This window comes from Phenylobacterium sp., assembly GCF_036723115.1.
Classification (GTDB): domain Bacteria; phylum Pseudomonadota; class Alphaproteobacteria; order Caulobacterales; family Caulobacteraceae; genus Phenylobacterium.
Genome location: NZ_DAIMHV010000001.1, coordinates 1 through 15,103, shown reverse-complemented (window position 1 = coordinate 15,103; position 15,103 = coordinate 1). Strand labels below are relative to the sequence as shown.

The 15,103-nt window shown below is 69.9% G+C and carries 11 protein-coding genes; 2 read left to right on the top strand and 9 right to left on the bottom strand.

The annotated features are described in order from the left end of the window. The first annotated feature begins 2 nt into the window (after nucleotides 1-2). A complete protein-coding gene (gene atzF, locus V7D28_RS00055; RefSeq protein WP_333585299.1) occupies nucleotides 3-1,793 on the top strand; it encodes an allophanate hydrolase in 1,791 nt (596 codons plus the stop codon). Between the two features lie 15 nt (nucleotides 1,794-1,808). On the opposite strand, the gene V7D28_RS00050 is transcribed toward atzF, so the two are convergent. From V7D28_RS00050 to V7D28_RS00040, 3 genes are read right to left on the bottom strand one after another with little or no spacing between them, the layout of a single operon-like run. Continuing rightward, nucleotides 1,809-2,582 (bottom strand): ATP-binding cassette domain-containing protein, encoded by a 774-nt coding sequence (locus V7D28_RS00050; protein WP_333585298.1) that lies wholly within the window; start codon nucleotides 2,580-2,582, stop codon nucleotides 1,809-1,811. Next, nucleotides 2,579-3,403, bottom strand: a complete 825-nt coding sequence (locus V7D28_RS00045; protein WP_333585297.1) for an ABC transporter permease — start codon at nucleotides 3,401-3,403, stop codon at nucleotides 2,579-2,581. The genes V7D28_RS00050 and V7D28_RS00045 overlap by 4 nt, the downstream gene beginning before the upstream one ends. A gap of 56 nt (nucleotides 3,404-3,459) precedes the next feature. Further along, on the bottom strand, nucleotides 3,460-4,551 hold the full coding sequence (locus tag V7D28_RS00040; protein WP_333585296.1) for a putative urea ABC transporter substrate-binding protein: 1,092 nt from the start codon (nucleotides 4,549-4,551) through the stop codon (nucleotides 3,460-3,462). Nucleotides 4,552-4,807: 256 nt separating this feature from the next. On the opposite strand from V7D28_RS00040, the gene V7D28_RS00035 reads away from it, so the two are divergent. Beyond that, nucleotides 4,808-5,815 carry an isopenicillin N synthase family dioxygenase gene (locus tag V7D28_RS00035; RefSeq protein ID WP_333585295.1) on the top strand — a complete coding sequence of 336 codons (1,008 nt, stop codon included), beginning with the start codon at nucleotides 4,808-4,810 and terminating at the stop codon, nucleotides 5,813-5,815. Here V7D28_RS00035 and V7D28_RS00030 read toward each other — a convergent pair. The 6 genes from V7D28_RS00030 to V7D28_RS00005 all read right to left on the bottom strand — a co-directional run. Further along, nucleotides 5,779-6,582 carry an acid phosphatase gene (locus tag V7D28_RS00030; RefSeq protein ID WP_333585294.1) on the bottom strand — a complete coding sequence of 268 codons (804 nt, stop codon included), beginning with the start codon at nucleotides 6,580-6,582 and terminating at the stop codon, nucleotides 5,779-5,781. The genes V7D28_RS00035 and V7D28_RS00030 overlap by 37 nt on opposite strands. 18 nt (nucleotides 6,583-6,600) lie before the next feature. Further along, the gene (locus tag V7D28_RS00025; protein WP_333585293.1) at nucleotides 6,601-8,175 is read right to left on the bottom strand and encodes an alkaline phosphatase D family protein; all 1,575 of its coding nucleotides are present in this window, start codon (nucleotides 8,173-8,175) and stop codon (nucleotides 6,601-6,603) included. 68 nt (nucleotides 8,176-8,243) lie between these two features. Continuing rightward, nucleotides 8,244-10,457, bottom strand: coding sequence for a TonB-dependent receptor (locus V7D28_RS00020; protein WP_333585292.1), 2,214 nt, complete (start codon nucleotides 10,455-10,457; stop codon nucleotides 8,244-8,246). Nucleotides 10,458-10,763: 306 nt separating this feature from the next. Next, nucleotides 10,764-12,002, bottom strand: coding sequence for a TetR/AcrR family transcriptional regulator (locus tag V7D28_RS00015; RefSeq protein ID WP_333585291.1), 1,239 nt, complete (start codon nucleotides 12,000-12,002; stop codon nucleotides 10,764-10,766). Next, on the bottom strand, nucleotides 11,999-12,793 hold the full coding sequence (locus V7D28_RS00010; RefSeq protein ID WP_333585290.1) for a hypothetical protein: 795 nt from the start codon (nucleotides 12,791-12,793) through the stop codon (nucleotides 11,999-12,001). The genes V7D28_RS00015 and V7D28_RS00010 overlap by 4 nt, the downstream gene beginning before the upstream one ends. Before the next feature lie 28 nt (nucleotides 12,794-12,821). Then, a partial coding sequence (locus V7D28_RS00005) for a penicillin acylase family protein (RefSeq protein ID WP_333585289.1) occupies nucleotides 12,822-15,103 on the bottom strand: 2,282 nt, incomplete at its 5' end.

Below are 15,103 nucleotides of genomic sequence, written 5' to 3'. Positions count from 1 at the left end.
CCATGAGCTCGCCCCCCGACCGGCTGTCGGCCGCCCGCATCGCCGCCGAGGTTCGCGCCGGTCGCCGCAGCGCAGAGGATGTGGCGCGCGAGAGCCTGGCGCGGATCGCAGCCTATGACGCGGTTCAGCCCCAGGCCTGGATCGAACGGGTCCGGCCCGAGGAGGTGCTGGCCGCCGCCCGCGAGGTGGACCGGCGCATCGCTGCGGGCGAGGATCTGCCGCTCGCCGGGGCGCCCTTTGCGGTGAAGGACAATATCGACGTGGCCGGCATGCCCACCACGGCGGCCTGTCCGGCCTTCGCCTATCGGCCCGGCGCCGACGCCCACGTGGTCGCTCGTCTGCTTGCGGCCGGCGCGATCATGATGGGCAAGACCAATCTGGACCAGTTCGCCACGGGCCTGGTGGGGACGCGCACGCCCTACGGCGTTCCGGCCTGCGTCTTCAATCGCGACTATGTGAGCGGCGGGTCGAGCTCGGGCAGCGCGGTGGCCGTCGGCGCGGGCCTGGTGGCCTTCGCCCTGGGCACCGATACGGCCGGCTCCGGCCGGGTGCCGGCGGCGTTCAACGGCCTGATCGGCTGGAAGCCCACCAAGGGGCGATGGAGCACCTCAGGTCTCGTGCCCGCCTGTCGTTCCCTGGACTGCATCACCGTCTTCACCGCCGATGCGGCGGATGCGGCCCTGGTGGACCAGGCGGCCTCAGGGTTCGACGCCAGCGACCCTTATAGCCGCCGCCCCGCCGCCGGCCCGGCGGACTTCGGCCCGGTCTTCCGCCTGGGCGTGCCGCGCCTGGACCAGCTTCAGTTCCTGGGGGACGAGGCCGCCGCCCGCTTCTATGACGCGGCCATCGCCCGGCTGGCGGCGACCGGCGCCACCCTGGTGGAGGTGGATATCTCGCCCCTGCTGGAGGCCGCCCAGCTCCTCTATGCCGGCCCGTGGGTGGCCGAGCGCACGGCGGCCATCGAAGACCTGCTGAAGACCAGGCCCGGCGCGATCCATCCGGTGGTGCGCGCCATCGTCCAGGGCGGGTTCGCCGTCTCCGGGGTGGAGGCCTTCCAGGGGGCCTATGCCCTGGCTGCCCACGCCCGCGCCGCCGAGGCGATCTGGGCGGCGGCCGACGTCCTGCTGCTGCCCACCACCCCAACCATCTACCGGATCGGCGAACTCCTGGCCGAGCCCTACGCGCTGAACGCCAATCTTGGCCTCTACACCAACTTCGTGAACCTGCTGGACATGAGCGCCGTGGCGCTGCCGGCCGGCTATCGCGACAACGGGACCGGTTTCGGCGTCACCCTTATCGGGCCGGCCTTCGCCGACGCCGCCCTGCTGACCCTGGCCCGCCGCTATGAGGAGATCCGCCCCATGCCCGCTTCCCCCGCCCTGGACACCGAGGGCAAGGTTCAGACCGTGAAGCTCTGCGTGGTGGGCGCCCATCTGGCGGGCATGCCGCTGCACTGGCAGCTGACGTCGCGCCAGGCGCGCCTGGTGGCGCGCACCCGCACGGCGCCGGCCTACCGCCTCTACGCCATGGCCGAGACCACGCCGCCGAAACCCGCCCTGGTGCATGTGGGCGAGGATGACGGCGCCGCCATCGAGGTGGAGGTCTATGAGCTGGATGTGGCGGCCTTCGGCAGCTTCACGGTGGAGGTTCCCGCCCCCCTGGCCATCGGCACGGTGACCCTGGAGGACGGCGCCTCGGTGAAGGGCTTCGTGGCCGAGCCCCGGGCCCTGACCGGCGCGACCGACATCACCCATCTCGGCGGCTGGCGCGCCTATATCTCAAGCCTCGGCTAGACCGCGTTTCGGCGCTTAGGCCTGGGTCAGGGCCGAAAGGTCGGCCGGGGCCTGGGCGCGGGTCTTCTCATCCAGCGGAAAGTCGTAGACGGCGGTGGAGCCGAAGCGGTTGGGCGCATGCGGATCGCGGCGGCGCTTGTCTATGGCGATCACCCGGGTGCCCAGCTTGAAGGCCTCCTTGATATCATGGGTGACCATCAGGATCGTCAGGGCGTGCTCGCGCCACAGGCCGGTGATCAGCTCGTGCATGTCCAGGCGAACGCCCGGGTCCAGGGCGCCGAAGGGTTCGTCCAGCAGGAGGATGCGCGGCCGGGTGATCAGGGCCTGGGCGATGGCTAGGCGCTGCTGCATGCCCCCTGACAGGGCCCGGGGGTATGCTTTCATGGATGCCGCGAGGCCCACCTGCTCCAGCAGGGCGGCGGCCTCGTCGCGGGCCCGGCGGCGGGCGCGGCCGAACAGAATGCCGGTGAGGGGCGCCTGATCGCAGCGGGCGCCGAACATCACATTCTCCAGGGCGCTCATGTGCGGAAAGACCGAATAGCGCTGGAACACCACGCCGCGATCCGGGCCGGGTTCGGCGGGGATGGGCTCGCCGTCCAGCAGGATCTCGCCGCGGCTCGGCGCCTCCTGTCCAAGCGCCAGGCGCAGGAAGGTGGACTTGCCCGCCCCGGAGGGTCCGACGATGGAGACGAAGGCGCCGGGATCGATGTTCAGGCTGAGCTTTTCCAGCACGACATTGTCGCCGTACTCGACCCAGACATTGCGGAAGGCCAGGACAGGGGCGCTCATCGGCGGCCCCCCGGCGCGTGCGCCCAGCCGAAGGCGGCGCGGCTCCAGGCCAGCAGCAGCAGGTCGATGATCACCGCCAGCAGCGAGATCCAGGCCACGTAGGGCAGGATGATGTCCATGGCCAGGTAACGGCGCACGAGGAAGATGCGATAGCCCAGCCCCACATCCGAGGCGATGGCCTCGGCCGAGATCAGGAACACCCAGGCCGGGCCGAGGGAGAAGCGCAGCGAGTTGATCAGGCGCGGCATGGCCTGGGGCAGGGCGACCTTGAGCGCCACCAGCCAGGTGGAGGCGCCCAGGGTCTGAGCCTTGACGATCTGTTCCTCGGGGATGGCGCTCACATGGCTGGCCATGTCGCGGACCATGAAGGGGGTCACGCCGACGAAGATCAGCACGATCTTCGACGTCTCCCCCAGGCCGAAGACGATGAACAATATGGGCAGGACGGCGATGGGCGGAATGACCGATATGGCCGCCACCAGGGGTCCCAGGCCGGCCCTGACGAAGGGCAGCAGGCCGATGCCCAGGCCCAGGACCAGGGTGGTGACCGCCGCCGTGCCGATGGCCGTCCCCAGGCGCGTCAGGCTGGCCCGGGTGTCGGCCACCAGGGGGATCTGGCCGGTGCGTGGATCGGTGGTGAAGGCCATGACCTCGATGGACTGGGCCATGGCCGCAGGGGTGGGCAGGATCTTGTCCCGCGGGTTTTCCGCGTGGCGGGCCTCGGCGGCCACCAGATAGAGCATGACCAGGGCTGCGATGGGCAGCAGACCCAGGAGGAGGCGCGCGCCGCCGCGGGGCCGGGCGTTCAGCAATCGGCGCATGGGGCGGACACCTCGCTCCTGGGGAACTCTTAAGCGAACGGGAGGCGTCAGGCGGACTAGAGTCCGCCGTCGGCCGCCATCTGGGTGAAGCTGGGATCGAAGCGCAGCTTCACATTCTGGGCGTCGCCCAGGATACGACCGCCCGGGAACTCGATGCCGATGTCGTCCACCGACCGGGCGCCCTGGCCGAACAGGCCGGCCTGGAAGCTGAACTGGCGAACCTTGTCATTGGCCGCGACCAGGTCCTCGCCGGTCATGGCCGCCAGGGCCGCCTGGGGTTCGTAGTACATGAAGGTGGTGGCCACCTGGGCCTCGTAGGAGGCCAGGTCGGCGCCGGCGATGGCGGCCATCGCCTCGCGCGCCGCCTGACCCTCAGGCGTGTCGGCGCTCATCAGGGCCATGGTCTCATACCAGATGCCGGCCAGGGCCTTGCCGAGGTTGGGATTGGCGCGCAGCACCTCGGTGGAGACCACCATCATGTCCAGGATTTCCCCGGGGATCTGGGTGGAGTTGAACACCTCCACGGCGCCGGGCTGCTTCTTGATCTCGGCCAGCTGCGGGTTCCAGGGCACGATGGCCGTGGTTTGCGGGGCGGCGAAGGCGGCCACCATGTCGGCGTCGGAGGTGTTGACCACCGACACGTCGCTCAGCGCCAGGCCCGCGCTCTCCAGCCCACGGGCCAGCAGGTAGTGCGAGACGGAATTCTCCACCAGGTTCACCGAGCGGCCGCGGATGTCGGCCAGGCGCGAGCCGTTCTTCAGGATGATGCCGTCATTGCCGTTGGAATAGTCCCCGAGGATCACCACGGTGGTGTCCTTGCCGGCCGCGGCCGGAATGGTCAGGGCGTCCATATTGGTGGAGGTGACCCCGTCCAGGGTTCCGGCGGTGAACTGGTTGAGCGACTCCACATAGTCGTTCACCTGCACGAACTTGATGTTCACCCCGTACTTGTCGGACCACTTCTTCACGATCCCGGCCTGCTCGGCATAGGGCCAGGGCATCCAGCCGGCATAGATGGTCCAGCCGATGGTGAAGTCCTGGCGGGCCTCCGACTTGGCGGCTTCCTGACCGCCCTGGCCGCAGGCGGCCAGGGTCAGGCCGGCCACGGCGGCCACCACTGCTGTGCGTAATCCGTTGAGCCACGTCATGCTGAGACCCCCTTTCATGCATCTGTCGACGGCCCGCTGCGGCGCGCCTGTCGGTATTACATTCAGAAGAATTCGTAATATTCCAATCGGCCCGCCCGCCACAGGGCCGGCTCACGCCCGGCGCCCTAAAAACCGGCGCCTGGCGCCTGGGCCCTCGGCCTTCCGCCCAACCCGCAGGCGCCGCCCCCGGTCCCGCTTGCGCCCCCGTCAGTATTACGAAATGAGGAATTCGTAATCATGAGCGAGGGCCTGGGCCATGAGCGGCGACTTCGACGCCATCCCCGTTGTGGACATCAGCGACCTCAGGGCGGCCGACCCCATGAGCCGCCGCGCAGTCGCCTCCGAAATGGGCCGCGCCGCCCGCGAGGTCGGCTTTCTCTATGTGCGCGGTCACGGGGTGGACGAGGCCCTCTTCACAGACGTCCTGGCCGCGGCGCGAGCCTTCTTCGACCAGCCCCTGGACGTGAAGATGGCCAGCTATATCGGCGGCTCGGTCAATCACAGCGGCTATGTGCCGGAGGGCGAGGAGGTGTTTCCCGGCGGCGCCATCGACCGCAAGGAAGCCTACGATCTCAATTTGGACCTGCCCGAGGGCGCCGGCTCCGCGCCCATGCTGGGGCCTAATCTCTGGCCCGAGGATTCCGCCTTCCGGGCCGCCGCCTCGGCCTATTATGCGGCGGTGGCCGAACTCGCCCGGCGGCTCTTCCGGGGCTTCGCCCTGGCGCTCGACCTGCCGGAGGATCACTTCGAGGCTCACCGCCAGGCGCCGCCCAGCCAGTTGCGCATGATCCACTATCCCTTCGACCCCGCCGCAGAGGACCGCGAGGGGATCGGCGCCCATACCGACTATGAGTTCTTCACCATCCTGCGCGGCACGGCGCCGGGGCTGGAGGTGCTCAACGGCCGCGGCGCGTGGATCGACGCCCCGCCTATCCCCGGCTGCTATGTGATCAATATCGGCGACATGCTGGAGGCCTGGACCAACGGCGCCTTCACCGCCACCACCCACCGGGTGCGCAAGGTCGCCGAGGAGCGCTACAGCTTCCCCTTCTTCGCCACCTGCGACTACGAGACGGTAGTCGAACCGGACCCTCGCCTCGTGCCCGCAGGCCAGACGCCGCGCTATCCCCGCCTGGTCTCGGGCGAGCATCTGTTCGCCCAGACCGCGCGGACCTTCGCCTATCTCAAGGCCCGCCAGGCCCGCGGCGAGCTGGTCCTGGCGGAGGGTCAGTCGAGCTTCGGCCGCCCCGCCGCCGTGCGCTGAGCCTCCAGCTCCTGTCGCGCCCGCGCGAAGTCCCGCTGGAACTCCGGCTCGGCCTTCAGCCGGGCCACGATCACCGCCCCCACGAGCCGGCCGGCCTCCACGTCGCTGGGATAGTGGACGCCGCAGATGGCGCGACTGTCGCCATAGGCCAGACCGCGGGCCAGGATGGCGTCGGCCCGGTCAGGCGCCAGTTCGGCCAGGGTGAGCGCCCAGGCCCAGCCCAGGGCCGCATGGCCCGAGGGGTAGGAGCCGCTGCGGACCAGCCAGGGCTCGGGCGGAAAGCAGGTGGGCGCCGGTTCGCTCACAAAGGGCCGGGGGCGGAAATAGCCGGTCTTGGCCGGGGTCTGGATAGTCTCCAGATCGCCCAGCATCCGCGCCAGCAGCAGGGTGAGGGTGGGCATGCGCTCGGGCTCGAAGGCCACGCCCAAGGCCTCATTGAAGATGCGCGGCGCGCTGGGCGTCTCGATCTCGTTGTCGGCGGCGGCCTGGCGCCAGCGGTCTGAACCCTCCAGCGTCCGGGTGGCGCGATAGGACTCGATGTCGGCCTGCTCGCGCAGGGAGCCGGCCGCCGGCGGCGGCGGCAGGAGGACCGCAGCGTTGGGCGCCTGGCCTGGCTTAAGATAGCCGTGCGGATGGTCGGCGAAACCCTGCCAGAAGACGGGCGCTCCGGCCGGCGTCGCAGGGGCGGGGGGCGCGCCCGCGCCGGCGGCGCAGGCGGTCAGGGCCAGCAGGGCGGCCCCGGCCAGGGCGTTCATGAAAATTCGCATGGGGGATCCTTGCGGCCGTCAGGCCGCCTCAGCGCCAGGCCGGCCGGCTTCGACCGTCCAGCGGTTCAGGGTGGACAGGCTCGCGGCCGGGTCGCGCACGTCGCTGATCTGCTGATAGCGGGTGGTCATGACCTTCGGGGTGATGTCGATCGACATGTAGCCGCGCACCCGGCTGTCGAAGAACTTGATGTGCGGATTGTTCGGCATGGCCGACATCAGCCCCTGATAGCTGGGGCCGGTGGAGGTGATGGAGGTGCCGACGAACTCGGTGGCCACGGTGGTCGAGGCGGGATCGCGGGCGTCCAGCTTCACGTCATTGGTCCAGAAGGAATGATAGTCGCCGCTCAGGACCACGGGATTGTTCGGCTTCAGGGTCGCCAGGGCCTGGGTGAGGCGATCGCGGGCGGCGGGGAAGCCGTCCCAGGTGTCGGTCCAGTAGCGGGTCTCCGGCCCGCCATCGCCGAAGCGCAGCCCGGCCATGACCAGGTTCTGGCCCAGGATCGTCCAGGCCGCTTCGCTGCGCGCCAGGCCGTCATAGAGCCAGCGCTCCTGCTGGAAGCCCAGGAAGGTGCGGGAGGGATCGGTGCGGTCGTTGCAGGCCGCGTCGGTGACGATCTGCCCCTTGCCCCCGGTCTCGCCGGTGCTGCAGGGCTGGCGAGACCGGTGCTGGCGCCCGTCCAGCATGAAGAATTCCGCCAGTCGGCCATAGCGGACACGGCGGTGGATCGGCGTCTCCAGGCCGCCGTCCAGGCGGGCGCGCCGGATGGGCATGGATTCGTAGAAGGCCTGATAACCCGCCGCCCGGCGGCGCAGGAAATCGGTGGGCGCGACGCCCGGCGTCTTGGTCCAGATGCCGGAATAGTCGTCATGCACCTCGTGATCGTCCCAGATCGCCAGGCAGGGGGCGGCGGCGTGCAGCCGCTGCAGGTGGGGGTCGGTCCGATGCAGGGCGTAGCGGTTGCGATAGCCCGCCAGGGTGGTGGCTTCTTCCAGACCATAGGGCCGCACCACATCGGCGGCCCGTTCCGGCCCGCGGGTGTATTCATAAATGTAGTCGCCCAGGAACAGGCTGAGATCGGGCGCCTCGTCGGCCATGTGGCCATAGGCGCTGAAATAGCCCGACTCCCAGTTGGAGCAGGAGGCGACCACCATGCGCAGGGACTCCGCCCTGGCCTGGGGCGCAGGCGCGGTCAGGGTCCGGCCGGCCGGGCTCATCTGGCCCTGGGCGATGAAGCGGTACCAATAGGGGCGACCCGGGCGCAGGCCGCTCACCTCCACATGCAGGCTGTGGGCGCTGGCGCTGGTGGCCAGGACCTGGCCGGAGGCCGCCAGGGTCTTGAAGTTCTCATCGGCGCCCACCTCCCAGCGGACCTCCACCGGGCCGCCCAGTCCGCCCAGGCCGTCGGACGCCACGGGATCGACGGCGAGCCGGGTCCAGAGGACGAAACCGTCCGGGGACGGATCACCGCTGGCCACGCCGAGCGGAAACAGGAAGCCGCCGGCCTGGGCGAGGCCGAACCGGAGTACGACGGGGGCCGCCACCACCCCTCCGAGGAGGGTGCGACGGCTGAGGGCGCGGGCGAGGGCGGACATGGGCGCGCTTTCGTTAGCGAAAGAGGGGGAGGGGCGGCTGCAGGCCGCCCCTCGGGTCGTTTGACGGATCAGAAGTCCATGGTCAGGCGTACGCCCACCGTCCGGCCCTGGCTGGGCGAAGCGGTGGGGCGGGCCGAGCCGTTGAAGCCGTTGCGGGTCTCTTCGTAATAGGTGTCGAAGAGGTTCCGCGACCACAGGGTGGCGCGCCAGTTGGCGTCGGCGGGACCGGCGCTGACGCTGGCGTTCCACAGCCAGTAGCCTTCCAGGACCGAGCTGGAGGCGGCGTTGTAGATGGAGTCCCGCTGGACGTAGTTGGTCTCGGCGCGCAGGGCCACGCCGGCCATCTCCCAGTCATAGGCCACAGAGCCCCCATAGTTGAACTTGGGGAACTGCAGCGGCTCGCCCGACCGGTCGTTGGCGATGATGTTCACCCAAGGGCCATTGGGCGGATTGGCCGCGTCGGTGGCCGCGCCGTCGATGGCGAAGTACTCGGTGTACTTGCCTTCCTTGTAGCCATAGTTCTGGGTGATGGTCAGGCCGGGCAGCGGGGTCCAGATCAGCTCGATCTCGCCGCCATAGATTTCCGACTTGGGCACATTGGTGATCTTGCCCAGGCGGCCGGAGTCGCGATCGTACTCCAGGCCCTGAACCTGCTGGTCCTCATAGTCGTAGAAGAAGACCGCCCCGTTCAGCCGCAGGCGGTTCTGCAGCAGGTCGGACTTCAGGCCGAGCTCATAGGCGATGACCACTTCCGGCCGGAAGGGGGTGGCCGAGGTGCCGTTATAGGTGGTGAAGCCGCCCGACTTCACCCCGCGGGCCACGCTGGCGTAGAGCATGGCGTTGTGGGCCAGGTCGTATTCCAGACCCAGGCGGCCGGTCACTTCGGACAGGTCGGTGGAATAGGTCACCGCCGGCCCCACCGGCAAGTTGATCCGCCGGGTCCCCGAGGTGGTCAGGCTGCGGGTTTCGTCCTCGTAGCGCAGGCCGGCGATCAGGTTGAGCCGGTCGGTGAGCTGGTAGCTGTTGTGGGTGAAGATGCCGAAGGCCTCCACCGACTGCTGATAGGGGGTGTTGATCAGCACGCGGCTGGCGCCGCGGAACTGGGTGTAGAAGCCCCCGTCATTGGTCTCGTCGGCATAATAGGCGCCGACCATCCAGTTCAGCCGCTGACCCGGATTGGAAGAGAGCCGGAACTCCTGCGAGAAGGCGTCGATCTCGTTGTAGAAATAGACGTCGGACTCGTTGAAGCGCGTGCCGTCCCAGTCGTTGTATTCGGAACGCTCGAAGGACTGGTAGGCGGTGATGGAATTGAGCTGGGCCCAGCCGAGCTCAGCCTTCAGCCGGGCGTTCAGGTCCAGGCCTTCATTGTCGCGACCGGGCTTGGAGCCCAGGGCCCGGCCCGACACCGCGGCCATTTCCGGCGAGAGCTGCCAGCCGGTGATGCGATGGGCGGTGTCGGTGGGATAGGTGATGCTGCCGTCGAAGACGGTGTAGGGGCCGCGGAGGCGGAAGCCGAGGCCATCGGACTTGTCCACCTGATAGGTGGCGGCCAGATCCACCGTGACATTGTCGCCGGCCAGCCAGGTCAGGCGGCCGCGGACGGCGGTCTTGTCCTTGTCGCCGAGCTCTTCTCCGGTGTCGCGATGATACTGCCAGGCGCCGCCCTGCTCGGTGGTGGCGGCGAGCCGGCCCAGCAGGTTGGGGGCGATCTGACCGGAGACATAGCCCTCGACCTTGAAGCGGTCATAGGAGCCGTATTCGGCGCTGAACCCCGCCCGACGTTCCACCGTGGGGGCGTTGGTGATGATGTTCACCGCACCGCCGGTGGTGTTGCGCCCATAGAGGGTGCCCTGGGGCCCGCGCAGCACTTCGATCCGGGCGATGTCGAACATCGCGCCCTGGGTGGTGATCGTATAGGGGTGGGCCACCTCGTCCACATAGATCCCGACGGTGGAGGCGTTGTTGCTGCTGTATTCCCGCGCGCCGATGCCGCGGATGCGGAACTGGGGCTGACCGCCGCCGAACTGGCTGTCCACCTCCATGTTCGGGACGATGTTCTCGATGTCGTTGAGAACCGAGACGCCCTTTTCGTCCAGGGCGGCCCCGCTGATCACGCTGAGCGCCAGGCCGATCTCCTGGCTGGCCTGTTCGCGGCGCTGGGCGGTGACGACCACGTCCTGGACGGTGGTGGCCTGGGTTTCAGGGCTGGTCTGGGCCAGGGCCGGGAAGGCCGCGGCGCAGGCGATGACGGCGCTGGAAGCGCCAAGGAGAAGCCGGTTCATGTGTTCATCCATCGGGCGGCGCGGGCGAGCGCCCCTCTCGCACGGGCCGGGGTTTTCGGTTGGTCGCCGCGTCTGCGGCCGCGCCCCTTTCCGAGGCCGATGTCGAGCCGGATCCTGGCGCGCCTGACGCAGGGCCGAAGCAGAAGCGGGGAGTCGACCACACCTGCCCTGAAGCACCTGAAAAAACGGCTGTTCGACACGAGCGCTCCGTTACAGGCGCTCGGTAATGGTTTTGTGACGAGGTTTTGAAGGTTTCGTCGCGGCTCTGCGCCGGGTCTCAGCGGGACCGTGGAAACAGTCGTTCGGTTAACGATGTTCCGCCGTCAGCAGGGCCGCGGCGGCGACCACGTCCTTGTCCTCGACCCGATGTCCGCCGGCCGCCGAAAGCAGAGCCGCACCCTTGATCCAAAGGGCGAAGCGGGTGGCGCCCCGACGCGACAGATCGAACTGCGGCGGCCAGTGCTCGGCCCGCCCCACATAGGTGCCGCCGCCCTCGGGGCCGCGCAGGATCATGGCCAACTCGGCGAAGGCCGGGTCGCGGCGGGCCTTGAGGCAGATCTGCGCGATCAGCTTGGCGTACTTCACATAGAAGCCGGACCCCGGCGCCGCGCCCAGGGTCAGGGTGCGGACCATCAGGTCTCCCCACTGCGCCACGTCGGGCGGTCCCGAGGCGCCGGCGTGGCGATGGTCGAGATATTCCGGCATCTCGCGGAAGACGGCATGCCAGACCGCGTCGATGATGAAGCGGTCCATGTCGGGCCAGTGATAGGCGATGGTCGAGGTGGAGGTGCCCACCGCGGTGCTCACCGACCGGTTGGTGAGGGCGCCGAGACCTTCGGAGAGAATCTGGTCGGCCGCCACGTCGAGCAGACGAACCTTCATGGAGGCCGGGTCCAGCCCCTCGGCCGGCGCCCTCGGGATGATCAGCTGTTCGATGAAGCTTTCCGTGGCCGCGGCGTCGTCATCCTCCCGATCGAGCAACCGGTCAGCCAGGCCGCCCAGGCCCTCGGCGACGATCATCTCATAGTCCAGCCGGCCCGCCAGGGCGCCGGCGTAGAACTGCTCCAGGGTGAGATAGGTGGAGACCGCCGCCCCCACGGCGTCGGCCTGCCGATGCGGGGCGAGCAGCTGGGTCCAGGTCTGCCGGCGCATCGTCTCCCAGCGCCGCATGAGCGCCGCGAGCCGGGGTCCGGGGTTCGGGACCAGCAGCAGCTCCTCCCACACGCGCACGAAGCTCGCCGAAGCGCTGGCCCGCTCGCGCAGATAGTGACCGGCCAGGGCCGCCAGGGCGTCGCGGCTGAGCGCGAGCTTCGCGGCCGCGGCGAGAAAGGTCTGATGATAGAGCGCGTCGGCCTCGAAGGCGGCTTCGCCCAGGGCCTCGATCAGGCCCTGCTTGGCCCCGAACTGATTGACGATGACGGTGGTGCTCTTGCCCACGGCCCGCGCCAGATCGCGCATGGTCAGGCCGTCCAGCCCGCCCTCGGCGACCAGGCCCAGGGCCGCCGACACGATCCGGTCCGCCTCGGGGTGAGCGGGGCTGTTCATCGCGCGGCGGCGGCGAAGGCCCGCGCGAGCGCCGCCTCGTCGCCGTCGACCTCCAGCCGGGACCAGATGCGACCCGAGGCCTCGACGAACCGGGCCGCGCCGTCGTCACAGGCCGGCGGCGCGGCCCAGAGAGGCTCGCCCTCGCGCCAGGGCGTGGTGGACAGACTGATCCGCCAGCCCTCGCCGATCCGGCCGTAACAGATGGGCATGGCGAGCCACAGCTCCGCGAGGACCCTGCGGCCCGCCTGGCAGGCGGCCGCCACCTGGGCAGGCAGCGCGGGGGGCGGGAAAGCAGGATCAGCGGGGAGCGAGGCGAGGCCAGGCTCGACCTGGATGAAGTGATCGCCCGCCAGGACCAGCAGGCCCGGACCGTCGTCCGGGCTGAACGCGGCGAACAGTCCGCTGCTCTGGGGCTCGCGCACCCAGATCTCCTGATAGTCGCTGTGGACGCCGTCCTCGACCAGCGTGTCGCGATCGGCGAACCGCCACGCGCCTTCATCCGGGGTGGGCGTGGGGGGCTGATAGTCCAGGTCGCGACGCCAGACGCAGCGTTCCGGGGTCACCGTCAGCTGGCCGGCGAAACCCTCGCTGCGCGCCAGGGCGACCAGTTCGGCATCGCTATAGCCCTGAACGTCGCCGGCGCGACGGGGGGAGTCCGCGGGGACCCGGATGTCGCCATACCAGCTGGCCGACTGCACCCAGAAGACCCGGGTGGTGGTGTCGAGGAGTCCGGGCGCGGTGATCCTCTCCCGACGCCAGACGCCGCGGAATGCCTCGGGAACCGTCGTCATGAGCGCAGGCCCGGCCTGCTCGGCCGCCTCATTGTCCGGGCGCCGGAGTGAGCAGCTGCACCCGCGCCGTGGCCGCCTCCACCGCCGGGCGGGTGTAGACCATGGGCACGTAGCGGCCCTGCGCCCACAGGGGGAAGAGGTCGGCGAAATGGGGGCTGGCCGGGTCGCCGGACTGGCCGGGCGTGTTGATCACGCGGCTGTTGTCCCAGTCTCCCACATCCAGGACCATGCGGAAGGAGCCGCCGGCCGTGATGCGATAGTCGCTGCCCCGCCAGGTGGCCGCCAGGGGGCTCAGCATGGTCCCCGCCACCGGGGCCGGACCCGCCGCCATGGCTTCCCGATCCTCGGGCGGGGCCAGGGCGAAGAGGGGATGCTCGAACCGGGCCTGATGCAGATCGCCCCAGGCCCAGCCGGCAGTGTCGGACCCCAGGGCGCCGCGGACTTCCGCAAAAGCCGCCGCCAGACTGGCGCTCAGGATCGGATCGCGCTCCGCCGGGCGCAGGGCCTCCAGATGGTCCATCACCGCGGGCAGGTCGCCGGCGCCGATCAGGGCGCGCGCCGCGGCCGGCGCCTGGCGTTCCACCGTGGCGCGGCCGAGGTGCTTGAACAGCCAGACCTCGTAGAGGGCGGCGGGTCCGCTTTCCACCGTGGCCCGTCCGTCATAGCCGCGCAGCAGCCTCTGGGCGGCGAGCGCCTCGGCGTCCCGCGTCGCCATGGCCTCCACCAGGGGGATCAGCCGGGCTGCGGTGATGTTGGTGGGATCGGTCTGCAGCGCCATGGAGGCTTCGAGGCTATGGCGCGTATCGGCCGCCAGCACCTGGCTGATCCGCCGCATCCGGGCGTCGTTGGACCATTCGAAGCCGACGATGCGGTCGCGGGGATAGTCGGCCGGCAGGTTGAACTGGTTGGCGCTGGCCAACCAGCCGGCCGGCGGATTATAGGCGCCCGGCAGTTCGGCCGCCGGCAGGAAGCCGTCCCACTCATAGCGCCCGTCCCCGGGCACCGGGGTCAGGCCGTCCCAGTTCCGGCGCCGGGGCACGAAGCCCGCCGCCTGCCAGCCGATATTGCCCGCCGTGTCGGCATAGACCTGATTTTCGCTGGGCGCGCCGAAGCGGGCCAGCGCCGTCTGGAACTCGTTCCAGTCCCGTGCGGTCATGTAGTCGGCGGAGCCGAAATAGGCTGAGCTGCCCGGATTTCCCCAGACGCTGCGCAGGGCGAAGGCGCGGCGATTGGCCGGGTCGATCTTCAGCACCGGCCCGTGGCGGGTGAACCGCAGGGTCGCGCTCTGGGGCGCGCCTCCGCGCACCGGGACCTGTTCCTCCACCGTGGTCATGGCCTCCCAGCCCTCGCCATAGCGATAGAGGTCGGGGTTCTCCGGATGGAGCTCGTAGACGTAGAGGTCTTCCTGGTCGGCGGGGAAGATGGTCAGGCCGAAGGCGATCTGGCCGTTGTGGCCGATGGAGACGCCGGGCAGGGCCGGCTCCCCGGCGCCGATCACCGAGAAGCCGGGCGCCTCCAGATGCACGATGTAGCGCAGGGAGGGCGCGCCATGGGCCCGGTGGGGATCATTGGCCAGGATCGGCCGCCCGGTGGCGGTGCGCGACGGCGCCACGGTCCAGTTGTTGGAGCCGATGGCCTCGGGCGGGATGTCCAACGCCGCGGTGACCAGGCGGCCGGCCTCGAAACGCACCCCGTCGGTCCCCAGGCGATAGTCGGCCAGGACGTCGGCGGGAATGGCGCAGGGGTCGAGCCCCTCGGGCCAGGTCAGCGCGTGGTCCGGCTCCAGCTTGCGGTTCAGGGCGTTGGCGCCCAGGCCTGCGGCGCAGGTGATCAGCGCCCGCTCCACCTCGGCGCCGGCGTTGCGGGTCAGGCCGTGACTGCGGATGCGCACCACGTCCTCCGGCCGCCAGGCGTCCGGCCGGGTGTTTGTCAGGGCGAACTCCGTCGGCAGCGGCCGCTGGCCGCTGTCGATCTCGGCCACATAGGCGTTCAGCCCCGCCACGAAGGCCTCGGCATAGGCCTTGGCGTTCGGGCCGTAGGCCGCCCATTCGGCGTCCATGTCGCCGCGGTAGAGAAACAGCCGGGCGGCGCGATCCTGGGCGGCGTAGCTTTCGCCGAAATCCCGGGCCAGAAGGCCAAGCCCCCGCTTGCGCCAGAGGTCCACCTGCCAGAGCCGGTCCTGGGCGACATTGTAGCCCTGCAGGAAAAAGGCGTCACGGACGCTGTCGGCATAGATGTGGGCGACGCCCCAATGGTCGGTGCGGATCTCCGCCGCCGCCTCCAGCCCCGCCACCTGCCGATGTTCAGGGG